The sequence below is a fragment of the Paenirhodobacter sp. CAU 1674 genome (genome assembly GCF_029222945.1).
GTDB lineage: Bacteria > Pseudomonadota > Alphaproteobacteria > Rhodobacterales > Rhodobacteraceae > Rhodobacter.
Genome location: NZ_JARHUH010000016.1, coordinates 19,047 through 42,142, shown reverse-complemented (window position 1 = coordinate 42,142; position 23,096 = coordinate 19,047). Strand labels below are relative to the sequence as shown.

The window sequence follows — 23,096 nt, the reverse complement described above, 5'->3', positions numbered from 1 at the left end:
ACGAAGATGTCTATGCCCGCGGGCAGGGAGCCAAAGGATGAAAATAGCAGTTGCAGGGCTCGGATATGTCGGCCTCTCCAACGCAGCACTCCTCGCGCAGAAAAACAACGTCGTCGCCGTGGAATTGATCTGACGGGGCGCCCCCTCTCCGCCAGCCCTGCGAAGATCGCGACAGGCTGACGGGAGGCCGTTCATTCCATAAGGTCAATTCTGCGGGCACCCGTCCCCGGGGCCCGCAGAGGATCACTCGGTATAGTAGTTGCCACCATAGGCCCCGTAGGACCCATAGCGGCCATATTTGCCCCCATAGCCGTAGCGTTTCATTTCCTCGGAATCGATCTGGCTCAACACAATCCCGGTGACGCGCTGGTTCACCGTTTCGAACATTTGCAGCGCCGCTTCGACCTGCCCGCGCGCGGTGGAGTCCCAGCGCACGGTGAACAGGATCGCATCGGCCGATTTCGCGATGATCCGCGCATCGGGCACCACCAAAACCGGCGGCGTGTCGATGATGATGTAATCGAAACGCCGGCGCATCTCGTCGATGAAATTCATGTAGGTGTCGGACATGAACAGATCCGCCGCGTTCGTGGTCGAACGTTGCCCCATCAGGATCGACACCCCGGTTTTCGGATCGAGCGCCACCACATCGTCGAATCCGGCCTCGCCGGACAGGACCGAGACCAGCCCCTTGCGCCCCTTCAGTTCGGGGAAATACTCCAGAAGCGTATTGCGCCGGATGTCGCCTTCCAGCAGCAGAACGGATTTCCCGGTCCCGACAAGGTTGGTCGCCAGCGCCAGCGAATTCGTGGTCTTGCCCTCGCCCGGAATGCTCGACGTCGACATGATGACTTGCGGCGGGTTGTCCACGTTTGACAACAACACCGAGGTCCGAAGGTTCCGGATCGCCTCCATCGCGGCAGAGGACGGCTTGCTGACCAGATAATCAAGGATGTCCACGCGGTCCTTGCCGGGGATCACCGGGATCTGCCCCATGACGGTCACGCCGGTGTCCTCTTCAAGCTCGCGGGCCGAGCGATAGGCGCTATGCATCGCCTCGCGCACCAGCACCAGCGCCACACCGATTATCAGCCCCAGAATACCGCACATCGCCATCACCAGCGATTTGCGCGGAGCGGTCGGCGTGACGGGCACGACCGCATTCGAGATCACCCGGCTGTCGGCCTGCTGAATCCCCTGCTGCGCCGAGGTCTCTTTCATCCGCGACAGGAAATATTCATAGAGCATCCGGCTCGCCTCGGCCTCGCGCGTCAGCTGCTGCAGCTGGATCATGTCGTTGCCCTGGCTTGCGATCTGCGTTTCCAGCGCCTGGAGCGAGCGCTCCAGCGCCTGTTTCTGATCGCTGGCCCGCGCCAGTTCCAGTTTTGCGCGCGCGACGATACGCTCGTAGCGCTGATCGAAGGTCTCGCCGCCCGCCGCGGCGTCTGCCCCGGCCAGACGGTTCAGCCCTTCATCCTGCGCCGCCGCGATCTTCTCGCTTTGGCTTTGCGCGGCCTCCAGCGCCTCCAGCCGGGCCTGCGCGGCCTTCTCGCTGGCGGCCATCTGGGTCGCACGCTCGCGCAGATCCTTCAGCTGCACCTCCAGCGTGGCCAGCATCTCGACCGACACCAGAGAGGTTTGCGCGTTGAACTGCTTCACCTTTTCCTCGGCGGCCTCCAGCTCGGCCTTCAGTTCACCCACCCGGTTCGCCAGCCAGCTGGTGGCCTGTTCGGTGGCCTGGAACTTGGCCTCGATCTGGTTCAGGATATAGCGCCGCGCCACCGCATCCGCGATCGTCGCAGCCTTTTGCGGATCGACGGAACTGACCGCAATTTCAAAGACATAGCTGGACGGAATGTTGCGCGCCGACAGGGCCTCCAGCAGCTCATTCACGACCGAAGACTTTACCTGCTCGGCCGAGGGCTCGGGGGTGGCCGAGCTGAAAATGCCCCGCACCCGCGCCAGAAACGACGGGGATCGCAGGCGGGCGTTGAACTCCGGATCGGCGGTCAGGTCCAGTTCATCGACCACCTTGCTCAGCAATTCGCGCGAGCGGATCACTTCGATTTCCGTATTCAACTCGCCCGATTCGCCGGTCAGACCGCTCAACGCCCCCTCGAAATCCACGACCTGTGCCTGACGGGTTTCCAGCATCACCACCGATTTCGCCGTATAAACCGGCGTTGCAATCAGCAGCAGATACACCAGACCGAGCCCCACGAGCGCCGAAAAAGAGGCCGCGATCACCCGCCAGCCAGCGCGCAAAGAATGCAAGATCTGTCCCAGATCAATCACATCATCGTCGCCGCGCTCTCGTTGGGCCGGGTGCGTGGGTGAAATATGCTTCATGGAACCTCTCGATACTCTAATTTTTTTGGGGGGAAAGCGAGCGCTTCGCTATTGCCCTGTATCAGGCTGGCAGAAAGGCAGCGCGAAGCCAAGATGATCGCCGTCGAGGTGCCCTGTTTCTGCACAGCACTTATCCGCTTACCGTCACAAAGCATACGCCCTGTGACGAAATCAAGGCGGCCGTCAGCCGCCCGGTCGCAAACGCCCCGGTGTCGACCGAAATGACCCCCTGATCGCAAACCGGCTCTGGCACGATTGTATGACCATGCACGATCCAGACCCCATCGGTCCGCGCACGCAGACCGAAGTCAGGATGCCCCCAGGTCAGGCAACGGCCTTTCTGTGCGGTAATCGGCACCCAGGGATCAGCCCCCGCATGCGTGACGGTCACGTTCCCGGAACCCCAGGCACGCGGGCATGACCGCAGCCAGGCCTCCTTTTCCGGCCCGAGCCGGTCACGCAACTGGTCGCGGGCGCGCCGCATCGACGCCTCGTTCGCATGCTCCGTCACACCGCCGATGTCAAAGCTCGCCAGTGTCTGCAATCCGCCATTGCGCAGCCAGCGCGCACCGGCGCGTTCGGGCGCATCCAGAAAATCCAGCATAAGCTCTTCATGATTGCCGCGCAGTGTGATGCACTGATCGCGCTGCGCATGAACGGTATCAAGCACGCGACTGCTGGCCTCGCCCCGGTCGATCAGATCGCCCACGAATACCAACTGCGCGCCCGGCGCCTGCACCTCCAGCCGCGCAAGCAAGGTCTGCAACAACCCGTCACAGCCATGAACATCGCCGATCACAGCCAGATCCCGGGCCGGCGCCAACGGCACATCGAAGCGGCGCGTCGGTTCCGCGGCACGGCGCGACGGTCCGTTGCTTTTGCGTGGCAGAATTCTGAACATCATGCGCTCTCGTCCATGGCGGTTGCGGGAATCACACCCCCGCAAGATTCGCAACCAGATTCGCAGTTAGTTTGACAGGGGAGATTCGCCAACCCTGCAACCGTCACAATCGGGAATTGTGTGCTTCTGCAGAAAAGACCGGGTCAAAGGTGGCAATGTTCCGCCCATTTCCTTCCCGGACCGGAGGGATACCGCCCAATAAACCGGCGTTTCCGTCGATTTTGCGCCATGTAAGCCTTGCGCATTCATGCTGCTTCGCGGAAAAATGTTATCGAACCGTTAATATCGAGCTGTAGGTTTTCGATGTAAGTGTTGGCGTCTTGATCACAGTGCGACGGCGAGGAAGCGCCTGCCCAATTGCACGGCCTTCCGCCTTCAGGTCGCGCGGTTGAGATGAAGATTTTTCAGGGTTCAATTTCAGCAGGAGGCACAATGGCTTTTCAGGATATCGAGGTTTCGCGGACGCAGGCTGTGCAATCAGAGGCTGTGCGGGCCTCCAGAAGCGCAGAATTCGGCCGGGTCTATGCCGTCTTTGGCAAGCGCGTTTTGGACATTATCCTGGCCCTGCTGCTGATGCCGGTCTTGCTGCCCATTCTGGCCGTGATCTGGGTCGTGATCCAGCGCGACGGCGGGTCGGCCGTCTTCGCCCAGCCCCGCATCGGCCTGAACGGGCGCAGCTTCACCTGCTTCAAATTCCGCACCATGGTGGTCAACGCCGAACGCGTGCTGGAAGAGATGTGCGAAAAAGACCCCGAAATCGCCGCCGAATGGCACACCTACCAGAAGCTGCGCCACGACCCGCGGATCTCGAAGATCGGGAAGGTCCTGCGCGCCACCAGCCTGGACGAGCTGCCGCAGATCTTCAACGTGCTGCGTGGCGACATGAGCCTGGTCGGCCCGCGCCCCTTCCTGCCCTCGCAAAAGGCAATCTACGACGCGGCCGGCGGCAAGGCCTATTACCACATGCGCCCCGGCATCACCGGCCCCTGGCAGGTGTTCGGCCGCGGCGCCACCACCTTCGAAGCCCGCGTGTCCTTCGACGAGACCTATTACAGCAAGCTCAACTTCCTGTCCGACCTGAGCCTGATCCTGCGCACCGCACGCGTCGTCCTGTCCAGGACCGGGCACTGAAACGGGCGTTGCGCAGATGCATCACCGCTCGGGGTGAAGCCTCGGCAATGACTAAATAGTGCCAGCGCGGGTTGTGTTTCCAGTAAAGAGCCGATGACTGAGCGCAGCTTACTTCTTGTAATTTCGTGGAACTGATGGCCCCCAATCACTCTCAGAACATCCTGCGTTCCGGCAGCCTTGCCCTGTGCCTTTGCGGGACCGCCACGTTTGCCGACGGCATTTCCAGCTTCGGCACGCCGGGCCTGATCGACATGCCGAGCGCCACCACGACCCCAGACGGCACCTTCACCTTCACCACCGCCGCGCTGCCCAAGGAATACCGCAATACGCTGCATTTCCAGATCACCCCGCGCCTGTCCGGGGTGTTCCGCTATTCGATTCTGAAGGACTATTTTTCGATCGCACACGGCGACGGTCTGTTCGACCGCAGTTTCGACCTCCACTATCAACTGCGTGCAGAAAGCCCCCGGTTTCCCGCCCTCGCCATCGGCCTGCGGGATTTCGGCGGCACCGGGATTTTCAGCTCGGAATACCTGGTGGCCAGCAAGCACATCGGCGAGCGGTTCACCTTCACCGGGGGGATCGGCTGGGGCAGGCTGGGCTCTTATGGCGGCTTCACCAATCCGCTGGGCGTCATCGACGACCGTTTCAAGACCCGCCCCGGTTTCAGCAGCATCTCGGAAACGGGGCGGGTCTCGTTTGATCGCTTCTTCCGCGGGGACGCCGCGTTCTTCGGTGGTGTGGAATATCAGTTGAACGACCGCACGCGGCTGGTCGCGGAATATTCGTCGGACGCCTATACGCAGGAAGTCGCGCGGATGGGCTATGATCACCGCACGCCGATCAATCTGGGCATCGACTACCGCGCGACGAAGAACATGACGCTGAGCGCGTTCGCCATCGGCGGGGCGCAGTTCGGCGCCAAGCTGAGCTATGTGCTTGATCCGCGTCGCCCGCCCTACCCCGGCGGCACCGAACGTCCGGTCGAGCCGATCCTGCCGCGCGGCGATCTGCTTGCGTTGGGCTGGTCGGTGGCCGAGCCCGACGCCAACCGCGCGCGCCTGACCGGCGCGCTCGACCGTCAGGGGCTGGTGCTGGAAAGCTATGCCCAGGAAGGCAGCCGCGCCCGCATCGTGATCGACAACCCGCGCTATCCGGCTGCGGCCGAGGCGATGGGTCGCACAGCGCGCGCGATGGCCAACACCCTGCCGCCCGAACTCGAAACCTTCGAGATCACCTTGGCGACGGATGGTATGCCGGTATCGCGCGCGACCCTGCGCCGCGCAGACCTGAGCGAGCTGGAGCATGCCTGGGATGGCAGCTGGCAGAGTTTCGTGCGGACCGATTTTGCGGATGCCCCCGACCGGCTGCCGCCCGCCCCCGGCACCTACCCCCGCCACGCCTGGTCGCTTTTGCCCTATTATGCGCTGTCGCTGTTTGATCCCGACGGCCCCGCGCGGATGGATCTGGGCGCGGAACTGTCGGGCAAATACACCTTCGCCCCCGGCCTGTCGGTCTCGGGCGCGGTGCGTCAGAAACTGGTGGGCAATCTGGACAGTTCGGACCGGATGTCGAACTCGGTGCTGCCGCATGTGCGCTCGGACCAGGCGCTGTATGACAAGACCAGCGGCCCGAAAGTGATGCGGCTGACTGCCGACTATCTGTTCCGCCCCGGGCAGAACCTGTATGGGCGGCTTTCGGCGGGCTATTTCGAGCAGATGTATGCGGGGGTCTCGGGCGAGGTGCTGTGGTATCCGGTCGACAGTCGACTGGCCCTGGGAGCCGAGATGAACTATGTCGGACAGCGCGATTACGAAGGGGGCTTCGGCCTGACCGATTACCGGATCGGAACCGGGCATGTCTCGGGGTATTACGATTTCGGCAAGGGTTATCTTGGCCAGCTGGACGTGGGGCGCTATCTTGCAGGCGACTGGGGCGCGACCTTCTCGCTCGACCGTGAGTTCGATAACGGCTTCCGTGTCGGCGCCTTCTTCACCCTGACCGATGTATCCTTCGACGACTTCGGCGAAGGCTCTTTCGACAAGGGCATCCGCATCGTCATTCCGGTCGACTGGCTGGCCGGAACCCCCGCGAAAAGCTTTGTGTCGCAAACGATCCGTCCGGTTCAGCGCGACGGCGGCGCGCGCCTGTCGATCGCCAACCGGCTTTATGGCGAGGTGCGTTCCGGCAACGCCAACGAGCTTGAAGATCGCTGGGGCAAGTTCTGGAGATGACACCGATGCATGCCCTCTCGCGCCTTTTGATCTGTGCGCTTTGCGCCGCACCGCTGCTTGGATGCTCCTCCGATCCGCAAACCCAGAAACAGCTCTCGGCCCTGCCGCTGATGCGCAAATCCGCACCGGAACCTGCGGCAGGCTTTCTGGCGGCCCACAAGGCCGGGGCGCCCGCCGTCATCGCCGTGCAGGAAAACCGCCCCGAGGTCATCGCGGTGTTCCTGCGTCAGGCCCTGTCGGATCGCAGCGGTGTGGGCACCTGGATCACCGCCGATGGCTCGCAGCTGATGTTCGAAGATGGCATCGTGGTCGGCACGCGCGGCTTTGGCGCGGATCTCATGGCCTCTGACGTTTCGGATGTGTTGCCGCTGGTGCAAGGCATGGGTGATGGCATCGCCACCCATCTGATGACGCAGATCGACGGTGACGACCACGCCGTGACCCGCGCCTTCAAATGCCGTATTTCCCGCGCGGGGATCGACAGCGTGGTGATCGGCACCACCCTCGTGTCCACACAGACGATGGTTGAAGATTGCCGCGGTTCTGATACCTCATTCGCCAACTATTACTGGGTCGTCCCCGCCACCGGCGAGATCGTTCAGTCAAGCCAGTGGGCAGGCCCACTCATCGAGCGGGTGTCGGTTCGCAAGATCATTATTCCGGCAGAGCAATGACCTTGCCCCGGCCGAAGACGTAAACTGGAGAGCGCTGTGAAATATTTGCTGATTGCCCTGATGACGACCTCGCTGACGGGGTGTGGCGTTGTTTACAACAGCTCTTCGGTTTCGCCCGGCATCACGGAAGAAGGCAAGGTGCGCGTTCTGCCGATCACCGCCGAAACGGTGATGGTGGCGAACAAGGGGCCCTATCAGCCCAAGGCCCTGCCTGCCTATTTTTCGCAAACGGCAGGCGTGCGCAGTTCTGGCGGGGGCGTGATTGCGCCGCCGCCCACCGCCTTTGACCGCGTCAGCCGGCCGGCAGGCATGGAAACCCGGTTGCCGCCCGCCGTCGCCCCCGGAAACTATCGGATCGGTGTCGGCGACGTGGTGCTGCTGGCCACGCCGAAATCGGGATCGACCGTCGAACAGCTGACCGGCATCCTGGCCGCGCAAAGTTCGCGTCAGGGGTACACGGTGCAGGACGACGGCACGATTTCGGTGCCCAATGTCGGACGCGTGCAGATCGCGGGCCAGACCGTCGAAGATGCCGAGGCGACGCTGTTCCAGCGCTTCCTCGACCAGCAGATCGACCCCACTTTCTCGCTCGAAATCGCCGAATTCCACTCCAAGAAAGTGACCATCGGCGGCGCGGTCGGGGCCCCGGCCGTGGTGCCGATCACGCTTTCGCCGCTGTATCTGGACGAGGCCCTTGCCGCTGCGGGTGGGGCGACGGCGGCCGACATCGACTATGCGACGGTGCGCCTGTATCGGGACGGCACGCTGTATCAGATTCCGCTCAAGGACCTGTATAACCGCCGGGGGGCGCAGCGCATTCAGCTGGCGGCGGGCGACAGCATCTTCGTCGATAGCGAATACGAACTGGACAAGGCCGCCGCCTATTTCGAAGAACAGATCAAGCTTGCGACCTTCAAGCAAGCCGCCCGCCAGGCGGAACTGACCGCGCTGAGCACCGAGGTTCAGTTGCGCCGGGCCCAGTTGGATGAGGCCCGCAGCAACTTCGACGCGCGGCTGAAGCTGGGCGCCGAGGCGCGCGATTACGTCTATATCACCGGCGAGGTAGGCAAGCAGCAACGCTTTGCGCTGCCCTACGACCAGAAGGCCAATCTGGCCGATGCGCTGTATGATGCGGCGGGGGGCATTCCGACAAAAACCGGCAGCCCGAAGGAAATCTATGTGCTGCGCGGTTCGGACAATCCGCTGGAGTTTGCCTCCATCACCGCGTGGCATCTGGACGTCCGCAATGCAGCGGCATTGATTCTGGCGACCCGCTTCGAATTGCACCCCAATGACGTGATTTTCGTTGCCGCCCATCCCGTTACCCATTGGAGCAACGTCGTGAACTCCATCACGCCGTCGCTGATCTCGACCACGGTGGGCGCGGTAACGGACTAAGCGCGCCCCGCACCGGCATGGGGAACCGAAAAACGAAAGGGCGCCCCAAGGGCGCCCTTTTTGATCAGTTGCGGCTTGGCCTACAGGCCAAGCGATCTGCTCAGTTGGTGGTCGAGGTCGTCGAAGTGGTCGACGAGGTCGCACTGTTCCCACCGATAGCCACCGCCGCAGCCCCCAGCACCGCAATAGGCGCGAACACCGCAAAGTTCGTCGCCTGACCGATCTGGAACGCCCCTTGGGGCAATTGGGTAGTCGGCACGCACTGGCCCGCGGGATTAAAGACCATACCCGCCGGACAGATGCCCGGCTGAACCGGAACATTTTGCGCAAAAGCCGGAACAGAGAAAAGGGCGGCACCCACGGCGAAGACTTGGAAGAGTTTGTTCATGGTAAGCTCGCTTGAAAATAAGAAATGCTTTGTCCTGATACCATATTGCGCTGCACCTGCACAGCCTTGAATACTTCCCTCTCCCGCTGCCAGGCTCAGAAATACATGCAATTTGTGAATTTTGCGTGGGTTTGCCTGAATCTTGGCATGTTGCACAACCGACATGCCGTTTCATCGACATCTGGTTGCCTGAAACCTCCCCGTCCGCCCATCCCGACAGGACGCCCATAAACGCGCCCCGAATCGTTCTATTGGCCAGATTGTCTATGAATTTTAATGACATCCCAAGGCTGCAGCGGGGCCGGGTAAAGCTTCTTTAAAGGTTCCGCGCTTCACTGCTCTCGACGGTGCGGGCGGCTTGCTGCCGCGTGGTGAAGATCGTCGCATAGATTACCGGGGTGGTATCCAATGAACATCAACGCGTTATTTGCGCGGGCGGCGCCTGCGTGTCTGCATGCCTTTGTGCTTTTCTCTGCGGTCATTCCGGCGGCCCTGCTGATGCTTGTCTTGCCAGCCGCGCCCGCGGCCGCGCAAGCGATCGGCTATGCCCCCCGTACCGTCATCATCGGCAATGACATGGGCGGGGATGTCGGCGCCCGTGCCAACAAGATTGCCGCAATGCGTGCGCAAGGGCGGCGCGTGGCCATCGTCGGCACGGCCTGCTATTCCTCTTGCACGATGTATCTGGGCATGGCCGGCACCTGTATAAGCCGCAAGACCCAGTTCGGTTTTCACAAGCCGAGCTTCTATGGCGCCGACCTGTCGCCTGCCAAATTCGAATACTGGTCGCAGATTATCGCCCAGCACTATCCTGCGGCCCTGCAAGAGTGGTATCTGCGCGCCGGTCGTTACAGCACGAACCTGATCCGCATAAGTGGCGCGGAACTGATCCGGCTGGGCGTATCCGAATGCGACACCCCCTCGCAAAATGCGCAAGCGGCCACGCACTAGACGCGAAAGTCAGTCACTTTCACACCCAGAACACGACGGTCGCGGCGCGCGGCGTGCCATGTCTCTTTGGAAACAACGGTTTGAGACGCTCCATCCGGGCGACAGTCGGCCAATGAAGGTTGTGCCCATCGGCACATCGCCTCACGCCAGAGGCCCGAAATCAATGGGCCTGGGACCCAAAATCCCACGCCGCAAGCAGAGGCGGCCGCGCCAGTCCGCGCGCACCGCATGCAATCCCAAAGCGCAGGAATTCGCCGTCAGACGCCCAGTTTGTCGCGGGCAGCATACCACCACGACCCGATGACCGAATAGGGCACGCGGAACATGCGCCCACCCGGGAACGGATACCACGGCAGCTTGGCGAACACGTCGAACCGGGTCAGATCGCCATTGATCGCCTCGGCCAGAATGCGCCCGAAGGTGTGCGAGCCGGTGACGCCATGGCCGCTGTAGCCATGCGCGAAATAGGTATTCGCCCCGATCCGCCCCATCTGCGGCACGCGCGAGAACGACAGCGCGAAATTGCCGCTCCAGGCATAGTCTATCTCAATGCCCTTGAGCTGCGGGAACACCTTGTCAAGATTGGTGCGCAGCTTGGCCTTGATGTCTTTGGGGTCGGCGCCGCCATAGACCGTGCCGCCGCCGAACAGCAGCCGGTTGTCGGCCGACATGCGATAGTAATCAAGGATATAGCGCACATCCTCGACGCAGACATCGGTCGGCATCAGATCACGCGCCATCGCCTCGCCCAACGGTTTGGTCGCCATCACCTGGGTCGAGACCGGCATCACCCGCCAGGTCAGGGTGGGCACGACATGGCCCAGATAGGCGTTGCCGCACAGCACCAGCGTCTTGCAGGTGATCTGCCCCTGCGCGGTTCTGACCACCGGGCGCGCGGCTTCGGTATCGACCGAGGTCACCGGCGACATTTCATAGATCACGCCGCCAAGGCTCTCGAACGCCGCCGCCTCGCCAAGCGCCAGGTTCAGCGGGTGCATATGCCCGCCCGAATGGTCGATCATGCCGCCCACATAGAGGTCAGAGTTGACATGCGCGCGCATCTCGTCGCGGCTCAGCATGTCCTGATTGTGCAGCCCGTAACCGGCCCAGAGCGCGCGGCGCTCCTCCAGCTCCTGCATGTGCTTGTGGGTCAGCGCGGCAAAGACGTTGCCGTCCTTCAGATCGCACTGGATGTTGTAGGTCTTCACCCGCTCGCGGATGATCTGGCCGCCTTCTTGCACCAGACCGGCGACGAAGGTCGCGGTATCCTTGCCATAGCGCTTCTCGATGGTCTGCAAGCTGGCATTGAGCCCGTTGACGATCTGCCCGCCATTGCGCCCCGAGGCGCCCCAGCCGACGCGCGCGCCTTCGACGATGGCCACCTTGTACCCCTTTTCGGCCAGATGCAGCGCCGTCGACAGGCCCGAATACCCCGCCCCCACGACGCAAACGTCGATTTCATGGCTGCCGCTCAGCGCCGGGCGTTCCGGCGCCGGATTGGCCGAGGCGGCGTAATAGCTGGTCGTATGCGCGCCGGTCCCGGCATAGGGGTGCGGTTGCAGATTGGTCATGGCGTTCATCAGACGGCCTCCAGGTAGGAGTGATATTCGAAATCGGTGACATGGCGGGTGAAGCGGCTCAGTTCCTGCTGTTTGCACTGCACGAACATCCGCTTCAGACGTTTGGAATAGATCTGCTCGACATGCTTGCCGCGGTTGAAGGCGTCGATCGCCGAGGCCCAGTCATAGGGCAGGTGCGCGTGGTCCTGGGTATAGGCATCGCCGGTGATCGGCTTGGCCGGTTCCCACTGGTTTTCGATCCCCATCAGCGCGCCCCCCAGGATCGAGCACAGCACCAGATAGGGGTTGGCATCGGCCCCCGCGACCCGGTGCTCGATCCGGCGCGCCTTGTGGCTGCCACCCGGAATGCGGATCGCGGCGGTGCGGTTTTCATAGCCCCAGGCCACGCTGGACGGCGCATGAGCGCCCGGCAGCAGGCGCCGGAACGAGTTTTCATGCGGCGCGAAGACCAGCGTGTTTTCCTGCATGGTGCGCAACAGCCCGGCCACGGCGTGCCGCAGCATATCGGTGCCTTCGGGGCCGCCGTTGTCAAAGACATTGTTGCCTGCCGCGTCCGCCAACGAGAAATGCACATGCATCCCCGATCCGGCGCGGTCGCCGTAAGGCTTGGCCATGAAGGTGGCGGCAAAGCCGTGCTTGCGCGCGATGCCCCGCACCAGCCGCTTGAACAGAACCGCGTCATCCGCCGCCTTCAGCGGATCGGCCACGTGCATCATGTTGATTTCAAACTGCCCGGCGCCGTTTTCGGAAATCGCCGCATCGGCCGGAATGCCCTGCGCGCGGCAACCGTCATAGACCTCGTTCAGGAAGGCGTCGAAGTGCTGCAATTCGTCCAGCGACAGCGCGCCATCGGAATCCAGCCGCTTGCCGGTGACTGGCGAACAGGGCGGCTGCGGTGCCGATTGCGACGGGTCCACAACATAGAATTCCAGTTCGGTCGCGACGACCGGGGTCAGCCCACGGGCCTTGAAGCGTTCGACAATCGCGGCCAGCGCGCGGCGCGGATCGCCCGGGAAATCGCTGCCGTCTTCCTGCCGCATCCACAGCTGGGCAAAGGCGGCGGGGCGGCTGATCCAATCCACCGGGCTCAGCGCGCGGCCGGTGAAATCGCACAGACCGTCCGCATCGCCGGTATCGAACACCAGTTCGTTGCCCTCGATGTCCTCGCCCCAGATGTCCATGCCCAACAGCGACAGCGGCATCCGCAGACTTCCGTCCAGGATCTTGTCCAGCTGATCCACGGGCACGCGCTTGCCGCGCATCACCCCGTTCAGGTCGCAGATGCACGCAAAGATCGTCTCGATTTCCGGACGCTCTTCGAGCCACGCCATCGCTTCCGCCGTCGTCATTCGATTCCCCTGCAAAATGTGATATCATTTTCGAGGATGTGATATTTTTACACATTGTGTCAACTCTCAAGGCACGTCATCTTCGGGGGGACCATTCCCAAAGGCCGGGCCACGCATTGATGACCACCACCGACATCCCCGAGCTTCCCCGCGACGACGGGATGACGACGCAAGAACATGCCTATTACCGGCTGCGTAACGCGATCATGCTGGGCGCGCTGCGGCCCGGCACCGCGCTGACGATCCGCGGGCTGGCACAGCAGCTTGACCTCAGCCCGACCCCGATCCGCGAAGCGGTGCGTCGGTTGAGCTCGGAAAACGCGATCGAGGTTTTGGGCAACCGGCGGCTGAAAATCCCCGACATGACCCTTGGCCGCTTTGAAGAACTGGTGCAGCTACGGATCGCGCTGGAACTGCACGCGGCCGAGCGCGCATTCCCGTATCTGTCTGAAATTGTTATTGAACATCTGCGCGCACTGGATGATCGCATGGATGGCGCAATCGCGGCCCGCGATCTGGACGCGCTGACCCGGATGAACCAGGAATTTCACAAGATCCTGTATCGCCTGAACCCCTATCAGGCGGTGATGCCGCTGATCGAAAGCCTGTGGCTGCAACTCGGCCCGTTCCAGCGGCAGGTGATCGAGACGGTGAAGATGGTCGATGTCGTCGATCGCCACAAGGAAATGCTGGCCGCGATGGGCGCCCGCGATGTCATCGCGCTATGCGCCGCCATCGAAAGCGACATCCGCGACGGTTCGGTCACCGCAGGCCGGCTCCTGCTGCGCAAGGCGGGCGACGCCGGTCCCTTCTGAGTCCGGTTTCGAGCGCGCCGCTGCCTGCCGCGGGGACGGCCTAGACGCTGACGCCAAAGATCCGCCCGACGCCTGCGGTGATCGCCATGGCGGCCGCGCCCCAGAACAGCACCCGCAGCGTCGCGGGCAGTTTCGGCGCGCCCCCGGCCTGCGCACCCAACGCGCCCAGCCCCGCCAGACAGACCAGCGTTGCGCCGGTGACGACCGGGATGATCTGCCCCTCGGGCGCCAGCACCGCCGCCGCCAGCGGCAAGGCCGCGGCGACCGAAAAGGTCAGCCCCGAGGCCAGCGCCGCCTGCAACGGATTGGCGGCATGCACCTCGGACAGGCCAAGTTCTTCGCGCACATGGGCCCCAAGCGCGTCTTTTTCGGTCAACTCCCGCGCGACCAGTGCGGCGGTGGCCGGGCTCAACCCGCGGCTTTGAAAGATCGACGCCAGTTCGCGTTCTTCCTCTTCGGGCGTGTCGCGCAGCGCGGCCTTTTCCCGGGCGATGTCGGCGCGCTCGGTGTCCGATTGCGAGCTGACCGAAACATATTCGCCTGCCGCCATCGACATTGCGCCCGCCGCCAACCCCGCGCCCCCCGCGATCAGCACGGCGGTATGCGACGGGTCCGCCGCCGCCACCCCGACGATCAGCGAGGCGACCGAAACGATACCATCGTTGGCGCCCAGCACCGCGGCGCGCAGCCAGCCTGAACGGTTGATGTAATGCAGTTCTTCATGGGCGGATTCATAGGGAAGGGACATGATTTCCTCGGGGTGTCGAAAGGGAAAGGTCAGATTTGGGTCGTCAGCGGCAGATCGACGGTTGCGGCAAAGCCCCGCGCCTGCCCCGCGCGCGGCGAGGCCAGCGCCAGCCGTCCGCCGCCCCGCGCAACGATTGCATGCACGATGGCCAGCCCCAGCCCGCTACCTTTGCCTGCGCCGGGCGCCCGCACGAAGCGCGTGCCAAGCCGGTCCAGCACCTCGGCCGGCACCGGATCGCAGTCGTTTTCCACGCTCAACTGCCCCGCAGGCGTCAGCCGCACGACGATGTCCGTGCCGGGCGCGCCGTGACGCAGGGCGTTCTCGATCAGGTTGCGGCACAGGATGCCGAAAATATCGGGGTCGAGGTCGGACATCACCGGCGCGGGCGGCAGATCCAGTCGCAGCTGCGCAGCCCCGGCCAGACGCGCCGTGTCGTCGGCCATCAGCCGCAGCACCGGGCGCAGGTCGCGCGCGGTATCGGTGCGCAGCTTGCCCCCCTCGGCGCGGGCAAGTTGCATCAAGCCTTCTGACAGGCGGGTCAGACGTTTCAGTACCGCCTCGATCTCGGTCGCGCGGGCGGCGCTGGCCGGATCGGCGGTTTCGGCGCGCAGCCGCTGCGCCTGCGCGATGGCACCGGCCAGCGGCGTGCGCAGTTCATGGGCGGCATTGGCGGCAAAGCTGCGCTCGGCCTGAAACGCGGCATCAAGCCGTTCCAGCAGACTGTTCAACGTCTGCGCCAGCGGCAGCACCTCGGCGGGCAGGTCGCGGGTTTCCACCGCCGACAGATCCGCCGCGCCACGCTGCGCCAGACGCAGCCGGAACCGGCGCAGCGGCGCAAACCCCAGCCGCAGCACCAGTGCAATCGCCGCCAGCGACAGCGGGATCATCAGCGCCAGCGGCGCCAGCAGCCCCATCTGCACCTCATGGGCCACCTCGTCGCGATGCGCCAGCGGCTCGGCCACCGCAATCGTGATGCTGCCGCGCAACGCCTCGTCGCTGAAAATCCGCACCTGCGGCGTGTCGGAAAACCCCGGGCCCGCATAGGGCGGAAAGTCCTGCGGCCGGGCGGTATGAGATTGCAGCAGCACCGCACCTGCGGCATCGCGCACGACATAGGTGAAATATTCGTCATGCGGGCGGATCACCGGCACCGTCTGCGGCCCGGTCACGCCCTCGCGGCCCAGAATCTCGCTCACCGCCAGCGGCAGGATGCGCTGCGCGGTTTCCTCCAGCGCAGAATCGAACACTTCGGACATTTCGGCGCGCACCAGCTGCGCGGTGACCAGCGCCGTGGCCGCCCACAGCAGCGTCACCACCGCACCGACCGCAAGGCCAAGCCGGATCTGGAGCGAGCGCGCCTGTCTCATCCCCGGCCCAACCGATAGCCAAGGCCGCGCTCTGTCTCGATCACGCCAGCGCCCAGCTTCTTGCGCAGGCGGCTGACATGCACCTCGACCGTGTTGCTTTCGACCTCTGCTTCAAAGGAATAAAGCCGTTCTTCCAGCTGGCGTTTTGACAAAAGCTGCCCGGGGCGGCTCAGAAACGCCTCCAGCAGCACCCATTCGCGCGCCGTCAGCGCCACCGCCCGCCCCTCGCGAAAGACCGAGCGTGCCGCGAGGTCGATGTCCAGCGCGCCCAGCGTGATGACCGGGTTCGGATTGCCCGCATAGCGCCGCGCGACAGACCCGATCCGCGCCGACAGTTCGGCCAGATCGAAAGGTTTCACCAGATAGTCGTCGGCCCCGGCGTTCAGCCCCTCGATCCGGTCGGACACCTGATCGAGCGCGGTCAGGATGATCACCGGCGTCACATCGCCACGCGCGCGCAGGCCGCGCAGAAAACCGATGCCGCGCCCGTCGGGCAGCATCAGGTCCAGCAGCACCAGGTCATAGACCGCCACCGCCATCGCATCGCCCGCCGCATCCAGCCGCATGACCCAATCGATCGAATGCCCGTCCGCCGCGATCTGGTCGCGCACGGCCGCGCCCAGCACGTCATCGTCTTCGATCAGCAGAATGCGCATTCGGGTCTCCACGGCTCACGTCCACGTTATCGCGCGCGAAGCTGACCGCAAGCTGAACCCGCCCAAGGCAGCGCTTCAGCCCGCTGTCAGGTTCGGCGCGCAAACAAGACCTACCCCAAGCCGGAGACCGCCATGCCCCTTGCCCCCCGCCTGCCCCGCCTTGCCCTGTGCGCCCTTGTCGCTACCAGCCTCGGCTCTGCCGCGGTGGCGTCCGAGGCGCATTGCCGTGTGCCGATGGCCGACTGGCAACCCCGCGATGCCGTTCGCGCGCTGGTCGAGGCCCAGGGCCTGACCGTCCGGCGCATCAAGATCGACGACGGCTGTTACGAGGTCGACGCCCGCGATGCGCAAGGTCACCGGATCGAGATGCGCCTGAATCCCGCGACGCTGGAACTGCTGCGTTCGGACGACGAGGACGAAGACGACCACGAAGAGCACGAGGAACGCCACAAGTGACCCCCCGGTAGTTCCTGAACGCAGGCTGAACGGGAACGGAGCAACGCTTCAGCATCGTATCAGCTTGGCCCCCCATATCCGGCCCTATCGAAACACCTTGTGAAAAGGACCCCTCATGAAATCCGCATTTGCCCTTCTCGCCCTGACCACCGCACTTGGCACCAGCATCGTCGGCGCCCTGTCCGCCGCACCGATCGCCGCGCCTGACAGCATGTCGTCCGGCTGTGCCGTGTCGCCGGCCGCCGCCTGCCAGGCCCGGGTCGACGGCCTGCCCCTCGCCACGACCGGCGCGCCCCTGATCCTGGCTGACAATGACGGCGACGACGATGACGACGGCTGGTTCTTCATGCGCAAGGAACGTCACGAGGAGCGCCACGAAAACCGTGAGCGCGGTGACGATGATGACGACGATGAAGATGACGACGACGGTTATTCCTGCATGCCGGGCCAGCCGGGCTGCGCCACGGGCAAGGCCCCGGCCCCCGCAGGCAGCGTCGCCCCGCCGAAGAACGGGCTTTTTGCGCCGGGCGCTGCCCCCGCCGTGCAAGTCAACTGATCCGAGATAAAGGAGCGACCCGATGAAATCCCTTCTTGCGGCCCTCGCGCTCAGCACCGCGCTGACCTTGCCCGGCCTTGCCCAGGCCCGCCCGGTCACCTTCACCACGCAGATGGCCAATTACGGCGGCGATGGCGCCTATCTGGCCCTTTATGTCACCGATCCACAGGGCGCCTATGCGGGCAGCCTGTGGCTGGCCGGGGGCAAGGCGAAATATTACCGCCACCTGAGCGGCTGGAATGCCGCGACGGGCGGTGACACCGCGCAGGTCGACGGCATCACCGGCGCGTCGGTCGGCGCCGGGCGCGCGCTGACGATTACGCTTGATCTGCAGGATGCGCTGTTTGACGCGGGCTATACGCTGCATGTCGATGCCGCGGTCGAGGATATGCCCGACAGCCCGAATGAGGTGGTTCTGCCGCTGACCTCGGCCAATCTGGGCCAACCTGCGCCCGGGCGCCGCTATGTGAAAAGCATCACCGTCAGCTACTGACCGGAAGGAAACCGGATGTTGCGTCAGATCCACCGCTGGCCCGGCCTGATCGCCGCGCTCCTGATCGTCCTGCTGGCACTGAGCGGCGCCGCGCTGTCGGTGTTTCCGCTGATCGAGCGGCTGGCCGCGCCGCAGGCCGCCTCCGACCTGTCGGTGGCCGATCTGACCGCGCGGGTTGCCGCCGCGCATCCGGGGTTGGAACAGATCCGCCGCGCGCCTTCGGGGCGCGTGGTGGCCTATTGGTTCGATGGCGGTCAGCCGGGCGCCGCGGTGATCGACCCGGCCACCGGGCAGGACGCGGGATCCCCCGATCCGATCGCGGCGGAGCTGTGGCTGACCAATCTGCACCGCTCGCTGTTTCTGGGCGACACGGGGCGGATCACCATGGCCGCAGGCGCCGCCGCAATGCTGGTTCTGGCACTGTCGGGTGCGGGGCTGGTGGCGCGGCGAATGGGCGGCTGGGCCCGCTGGTTCGGGCGCACGCGCGGCCCCTGGGCCGGACGCGTGCATGTGGAACTGGCACGCTTCGCGGTAGGCGGATTGCTGCTGTCCTCGCTCACCGGGCTGTGGATGACCGCCTCGACCTTCGCGCTGCTGCCCGACGACCCGGCCGAGCCCGATTTCGTCACCGCCACCGTCGGCTCCGCGCCGCTGCCGCTGGCGCAGATCGCGGCGCTGGCCGAAACCCCGGTGGCCGCGCTGCAAAAGCTGTCGCTTCCGGCGGCGGGCGATCCGACCGATGTCTTCACCCTGAAAACCGATGGCGGCAGCGCCCGGATCGACCCCGGCACCGGTGCGGTGCTGTCCTCGGCCGCCCCGACCGGGTGGGAGCGCGCCTCCGAGATCGCGCAGATGCTGCACACCGGGCAAGGCGCACTGGTGCTGGGCCTGATCCTTGGCCTGATGGCGCTGAGCGTGCCGGCGCTGGCCCTGACGGGGGCGGAGCAATGGCTGGCCACGCGCGCCCGGGGCCGCCGGATCAAGGGCAATGTGGCGGCTGGCAGCGCAGAAACGATCGTGCTTGTGGCCTCTGAAGGGGGCAGCACCTGGGGTTTTGCCCGCACCCTGCAAACCGCGCTGATGGCGGCGGGGCAGCCCGTCCACAGCGCACCGCTGAGCCAGTTCGACCCCGCGCGGTATGGCCGTGCCAAACGGGTCCTCATTCTGGCCGCAACCTATGGCGAGGGCGAAGCCCCTGCGGCCGCCCGCGGTGTGCTGACCCGCATCCGCGCGCTGACACAGGCGCCCTCTGCGCCGCTGGCGGTGCTGGGCTTCGGCGACCGCGCTTTCCCTGATTTTTGCGGTTATGCCACCGATCTGGCGCAGGCTGCCGCCGGCATCGGCTGGACCGAGCTGCTGCCGCTGGCGATGGTCGACCGGCAATCGCCGCAGGATTTCGCCCGCTGGGGCCGCGATCTGGGCGATGTGCTGGGCCTGCCGCTGGAATTGTCGCATCTGCCCGACCTGCCGCAGACGCATATGCTGCGCCTGACCTACCGGCGCGATTATGGCGCCGAAGTGCAGGCCCCCACCGCGATCCTGCGCTTTGCCTTGCCGCATCAGGGCCTGTGGGCGCGGCTGACCGGACAGGGCTTCGCCCGGTTTCACGCAGGCGATCTGCTGGGTGTCCTGCCCGAGGGATCGGCGGTGCCGCGGTTCTATTCGCTGGCCTCTTCGGCCCGCGACGGGTTTGTCGAAATCTGCGTGCGGCGTCAGCCCGGCGGGCTTTGTTCAGGGCAGCTGACCGCGCTGCAACCGGGGGCCACCGTCACCGCGTTCCTGCGCCGCAATCCCGAATTCCGCCCCGCAAAGGGCCGCGCGCCGGTGATCCTGATCGGGGCGGGCACCGGGATCGGGCCACTGGCCGGGTTCCTGCGCGCCAACCGCAGCCACCGCCCGATGCATCTGTATTTCGGCGCCCGCACGCCCACCAGCGACCTGCTTTATGATGCCGAGCTGCGCGACTGGCAGAATGACGGGCGCCTGACCTCGCTGACCACGGCCTTCTCGCGCCACGGGCGGCGGGCCTATGTGCAGGATTGCCTGCGCACCGATGCCGCCCGGATCGCGCGGCTGATTGCCGGCGGGGCGCAGATCATGGTCTGCGGCGGACGCGAGATGGCCGCCGCCGTGCGCATGGCCCTGACCGAAATCCTGGCCGGCACCGGCCAGTCCCCTGCGATGCTGAAAGCCGAGGGCCGTTATGCCGAAGACGTCTACTGACCTCGCCCGCCAGGTGCTGAACGGCCCCACGATGGGCACCCGCTGGTCCGTGGTCTTTTACGCCCCGCCCGAGACTGACGTGCGGTCCCTGCGGGCCGATCTTCAGGCCGCGGTGGATCAGGTCGACGTGCAGATGTCGACCTGGCGCCCCGACAGCGACCTGATGCGGTTGAACGCCGCGCCGCTGGAGACATGGGTGCCCCTGCCCGCCCAACTGACCGAGGTGCTGGACACCGCGCTGAAGATCGGGCGGCTCAGCGACGGGGCGTTCGAAATCGCGATGGGCGATGCGATTGCGGCCTGGGGCTTCGGCCCCGCCCCCGCCAATCCGCAGGCGATCCGCGCCGCCCGCACGCGCCGCCGTCGCCCCAGTTTCGAAACGCTCGACCTGGATCTTCCCGGGCTGCGCGCCCGCAAGAGCGCGCCGATGCAACTCGACCTGTCGGGGATCGCCAAGGGCTACGGCGTGGACCGGCTGACCTGCGTGCTGCGCGACCATGGCATCGCCCGCGCGCTGGTCGGCATCGACGGCGAGCTGCGCGCCCTTGGCCCGCACCCCGACGGGCGCGGCTGGTCGGTGGCGCTGGAACGGCCCGATTTCACCACCCGCGCCACCCATTCGGTGTTCGAATTGCACGATATCGCCATCGCCACCTCGGGCGATTACCGGCACTGGGTCGATGTCGGCGCGCGGCGGCTGTCGCATACCATGGACCCTGCGCGCGGCGCACCGCTGCTGGACGGCCCTGCCTCGGTCACCGTTCTGGCACCCAGTTGCATGCAGGCGGACGCGCTGGCCAGCGCCTTCATGGTGCTGGGCGAGGCCGCGGGCCGCGCACTGGCCGCGCGCCTTGGGATCGAAGGACTGTTCCTGACCGACACCGACCGCAGTGCCGGACCTGCCTGAGCGCGCAGCCCCGCGACCGAAACGGCAAAGCCTCTGGCCATGACAGGCCAAGCGCGGTAAACCCCGGCAAAACCGGACCAAAGGCGGGATCATGGCGCGTCACCTCATCACTTCGGCGATTCCCTACATCAACGGCATCAAGCATCTGGGCAACCTTGTCGGCAGCCAGCTGCCCGCCGATCTGTTCGCCCGCTATCAGCGCGCGCGGGGCAACGAGGTGATGTTCATCTGCGCCACCGACGAACACGGCACCCCGGCCGAGCTGGCCGCCGCCAAGGCTGGCAAGGACGTGGCCGATTACTGCGCGGAAATGCATGACGTTCAGGCCGAGATCGCGCGCGGCTTCCGGCTGTCCTTCGATCATTTCGGGCGCTCCTCCAGCGCGCAGAACCGGGCGCTGACGCAGCATTTCGCCAAGGTTCTGGCCGAACAGGGGCTGATCCGCGAAGTCACGGAAAAACAGATGTATTCGGTGACCGACGGGCGCTTCCTGCCCGACCGCTATATCGAAGGCACCTGCCCGAACTGCGGGTTTGACAGCGCCCGCGGCGATCAGTGCGACAACTGCACCAAGCAGCTTGACCCGGTGGACCTGATCAACCCGCGCTCGGTGATCTCGGGCTCGACCGATCTGGAACTGCGCGAAACCAAACACCTGTTCCTGCGCCAGTCGGCGATGCGCGACAAGCTGCAGGCCTGGATCGACAGCAAGACCGACTGGCCGGTGCTGACCACCTCGATCGCGAAGAAATGGCTCAATGATGGCGACGGGCTGCAGGACCGCGGCATCACCCGCGACCTGAGCTGGGGCGTGCCCGCGCAATTCGACGGCGCGCCGTGGCAGGGCATGGATGGCAAGGTGTTCTACGTCTGGTTCGATGCGCCCATCGAATATATCGGCGCGACGCAGGAATGGGCCGACAAGACCGGCGGCGACTGGGCCCGCTGGTGGCGCACCGACAAGGGCGCGGATGACGTGACCTATACCCAGTTCATGGGCAAGGATAACGTGCCGTTCCACACCATCGGCTTCCCGGCGACCATTCTGGGCAGCAACGAGCCGTGGAAACTGGTCGATTACATCAAATCGTTCAACTACCTGAACTATGATGGTGGCCAGTTCTCGACTTCGCGCGGGCGCGGCGTGTTCATGGATCAGGCGCTGGAAATCCTGCCCGCCGATTACTGGCGCTGGTGGCTACTGAGCCACGCGCCCGAAAGCGCGGATGCCGAATTCACCTGGGAGAATTTCCAGACCTCGGTGAACAAGGATTTGGCCGATGTGCTGGGCAATTTCGTCAGCCGGATCACCAAGTTCTGCCGTTCGAAATTCGGCGAGGCCCTGCCCGCAGGCGGGGAATGGGGCGCGCGTGAAGAAGCCCTGATCGACGAGTTGAACACCCGCATCCGCGCCTACGAAACCTTCATGGAAGAGAAGGAAGTGCGCAAGGCCGCCGCCGAATTGCGCGCGATCTGGGTTGCGGGCAACGAATATCTGCAGGCCGCCGCCCCCTGGACCGTGTTCAAGACCGATCCCGATCAGGCCGCAGCCCAGACCCGCCTCGCGCTCAATCTTGTGCGGCTCTATGCGGTGCTGTCGGCCCCCTTCATCCCGGATGCGGCGCAGGCGATGCTGGCAGGGATGCAGACCGAAGACCGCAGCTGGCCGGGCGATGCGAAAACCGCGCTCCAACTGCTGCCCGTGGGCCATACCTTCACCACGCCCGAGGTTCTGTTCCGCAAGATCGCCGATGAAGAACGCGAAGACTGGCAACAGCGCTTCGCAGGCACGCGCGGCTAAGGGGCGCTGCCCCCGGCCTGCGGCCTCCCCCGGGATATTTGCGCCAGAAAGAAGGCCGCGCGCTTTCTTTCTGGCGCAAATATCCTCGGGGGTGAATTCGGCGCAGCCGAAGAGGGGGC

Annotated in this window: 20 protein-coding genes; 12 read left to right on the top strand and 8 right to left on the bottom strand. The window is 65.0% G+C overall.

Annotated features, from left to right (window positions below; genetic code table 11):
- Positions 1-243: 243 nt before the first annotated feature.
- A complete protein-coding gene (locus P2G62_RS16870) occupies positions 244-2,349 on the bottom strand; it encodes a polysaccharide biosynthesis tyrosine autokinase (RefSeq protein WP_275736054.1) in 2,106 nt (701 codons plus the stop codon).
- A 130-nt stretch (positions 2,350-2,479) separates the two neighbouring features.
- Complete coding sequence (locus tag P2G62_RS16865) at positions 2,480-3,253, bottom strand: metallophosphoesterase (protein WP_275736053.1); 774 nt, start codon at positions 3,251-3,253, stop codon at positions 2,480-2,482.
- Positions 3,254-3,682: 429 nt separating this feature from the next.
- Between P2G62_RS16865 and P2G62_RS16860 the strand changes: the two genes are divergently transcribed.
- The 4 genes from P2G62_RS16860 (at position 3,683) to P2G62_RS16845 (ending at position 8,687) form a co-directional block, all read left to right on the top strand.
- Complete coding sequence (locus P2G62_RS16860) at positions 3,683-4,381, top strand: sugar transferase (protein WP_275736052.1); 699 nt, start codon at positions 3,683-3,685, stop codon at positions 4,379-4,381.
- 134 nt (positions 4,382-4,515) lie between these two features.
- Positions 4,516-6,615 (top strand): YjbH domain-containing protein, encoded by a 2,100-nt coding sequence (locus tag P2G62_RS16855; RefSeq protein WP_275736051.1) that lies wholly within the window; start codon positions 4,516-4,518, stop codon positions 6,613-6,615.
- A gap of 5 nt (positions 6,616-6,620) precedes the next feature.
- Positions 6,621-7,289, top strand: coding sequence for a YjbF family lipoprotein (locus P2G62_RS16850; RefSeq protein ID WP_275736050.1), 669 nt, complete (start codon positions 6,621-6,623; stop codon positions 7,287-7,289).
- 36 nt (positions 7,290-7,325) lie between these two features.
- On the top strand, positions 7,326-8,687 hold the full coding sequence (locus P2G62_RS16845; RefSeq protein WP_275736049.1) for a polysaccharide biosynthesis/export family protein: 1,362 nt from the start codon (positions 7,326-7,328) through the stop codon (positions 8,685-8,687).
- A gap of 100 nt (positions 8,688-8,787) precedes the next feature.
- On the opposite strand, the gene P2G62_RS16840 is transcribed toward P2G62_RS16845, so the two are convergent.
- Positions 8,788-9,240, bottom strand: a complete 453-nt coding sequence (locus P2G62_RS16840; protein WP_275736048.1) for a hypothetical protein — start codon at positions 9,238-9,240, stop codon at positions 8,788-8,790.
- 243 nt (positions 9,241-9,483) lie between these two features.
- On the opposite strand from P2G62_RS16840, the gene P2G62_RS16835 reads away from it, so the two are divergent.
- Positions 9,484-10,026, top strand: coding sequence for a hypothetical protein (locus P2G62_RS16835; RefSeq protein WP_275736047.1), 543 nt, complete (start codon positions 9,484-9,486; stop codon positions 10,024-10,026).
- Between the two features lie 257 nt (positions 10,027-10,283).
- Here P2G62_RS16835 and P2G62_RS16830 read toward each other — a convergent pair whose 3' ends face one another.
- Complete coding sequence (locus P2G62_RS16830; protein WP_275736046.1) at positions 10,284-11,606, bottom strand: FAD-binding oxidoreductase; 1,323 nt, start codon at positions 11,604-11,606, stop codon at positions 10,284-10,286.
- Positions 11,606-12,955 (bottom strand): glutamine synthetase family protein, encoded by a 1,350-nt coding sequence (locus tag P2G62_RS16825; RefSeq protein WP_275736045.1) that lies wholly within the window; start codon positions 12,953-12,955, stop codon positions 11,606-11,608. Before P2G62_RS16825 ends, P2G62_RS16830 begins: the two co-directional genes overlap by 1 nt.
- Before the next feature lie 119 nt (positions 12,956-13,074).
- Here P2G62_RS16825 and P2G62_RS16820 point away from each other — a divergent pair, with 119 nt between their 5' ends.
- Positions 13,075-13,770, top strand: a complete 696-nt coding sequence (locus tag P2G62_RS16820; protein WP_275736044.1) for a GntR family transcriptional regulator — start codon at positions 13,075-13,077, stop codon at positions 13,768-13,770.
- Positions 13,771-13,810: 40 nt separating this feature from the next.
- Here the strand turns inward: P2G62_RS16820 and P2G62_RS16815 are convergent, their stop codons facing one another.
- The 3 genes from P2G62_RS16815 to P2G62_RS16805 are packed head-to-tail and all read right to left on the bottom strand — an operon-like array spanning position 13,811 to position 16,541.
- Positions 13,811-14,518, bottom strand: coding sequence for a VIT family protein (locus P2G62_RS16815; RefSeq protein ID WP_275736043.1), 708 nt, complete (start codon positions 14,516-14,518; stop codon positions 13,811-13,813).
- 29 nt (positions 14,519-14,547) lie between these two features.
- Positions 14,548-15,885 (bottom strand): ATP-binding protein, encoded by a 1,338-nt coding sequence (locus P2G62_RS16810; protein WP_275736042.1) that lies wholly within the window; start codon positions 15,883-15,885, stop codon positions 14,548-14,550.
- Complete coding sequence (locus tag P2G62_RS16805) at positions 15,882-16,541, bottom strand: response regulator transcription factor (RefSeq protein ID WP_275736041.1); 660 nt, start codon at positions 16,539-16,541, stop codon at positions 15,882-15,884. The genes P2G62_RS16810 and P2G62_RS16805 overlap by 4 nt, the downstream gene beginning before the upstream one ends.
- A 132-nt stretch (positions 16,542-16,673) precedes the next feature.
- Between P2G62_RS16805 and P2G62_RS16800 the strand changes: the two genes are divergently transcribed.
- The 6 genes from P2G62_RS16800 to metG all read left to right on the top strand — a co-directional run bounded on the left by P2G62_RS16800 (position 16,674) and on the right by metG (position 22,977).
- The gene (locus P2G62_RS16800) at positions 16,674-16,997 is read left to right on the top strand and encodes a PepSY domain-containing protein (protein WP_275736040.1); all 324 of its coding nucleotides are present in this window, start codon (positions 16,674-16,676) and stop codon (positions 16,995-16,997) included.
- Positions 16,998-17,112: 115 nt separating this feature from the next.
- Positions 17,113-17,553, top strand: coding sequence for a hypothetical protein (locus P2G62_RS16795; protein ID WP_275736039.1), 441 nt, complete (start codon positions 17,113-17,115; stop codon positions 17,551-17,553).
- 22 nt (positions 17,554-17,575) lie between these two features.
- A complete protein-coding gene (locus P2G62_RS16790; RefSeq protein WP_275736038.1) occupies positions 17,576-18,046 on the top strand; it encodes a DUF2271 domain-containing protein in 471 nt (156 codons plus the stop codon).
- A 15-nt stretch (positions 18,047-18,061) separates the two neighbouring features.
- Positions 18,062-20,269 (top strand): PepSY domain-containing protein, encoded by a 2,208-nt coding sequence (locus P2G62_RS16785; protein ID WP_275736037.1) that lies wholly within the window; start codon positions 18,062-18,064, stop codon positions 20,267-20,269.
- Entirely contained in the window at positions 20,250-21,176 is a 927-nt protein-coding gene (locus tag P2G62_RS16780) for an FAD:protein FMN transferase (RefSeq protein ID WP_275736036.1), read from the top strand. The genes P2G62_RS16785 and P2G62_RS16780 overlap by 20 nt, the downstream gene beginning before the upstream one ends.
- Positions 21,177-21,267: 91 nt before the next feature.
- Positions 21,268-22,977, top strand: a complete 1,710-nt coding sequence (gene metG / locus P2G62_RS16775) for a methionine--tRNA ligase (RefSeq protein WP_275736035.1) — start codon at positions 21,268-21,270, stop codon at positions 22,975-22,977.
- Positions 22,978-23,096 lie beyond the last annotated feature (119 nt).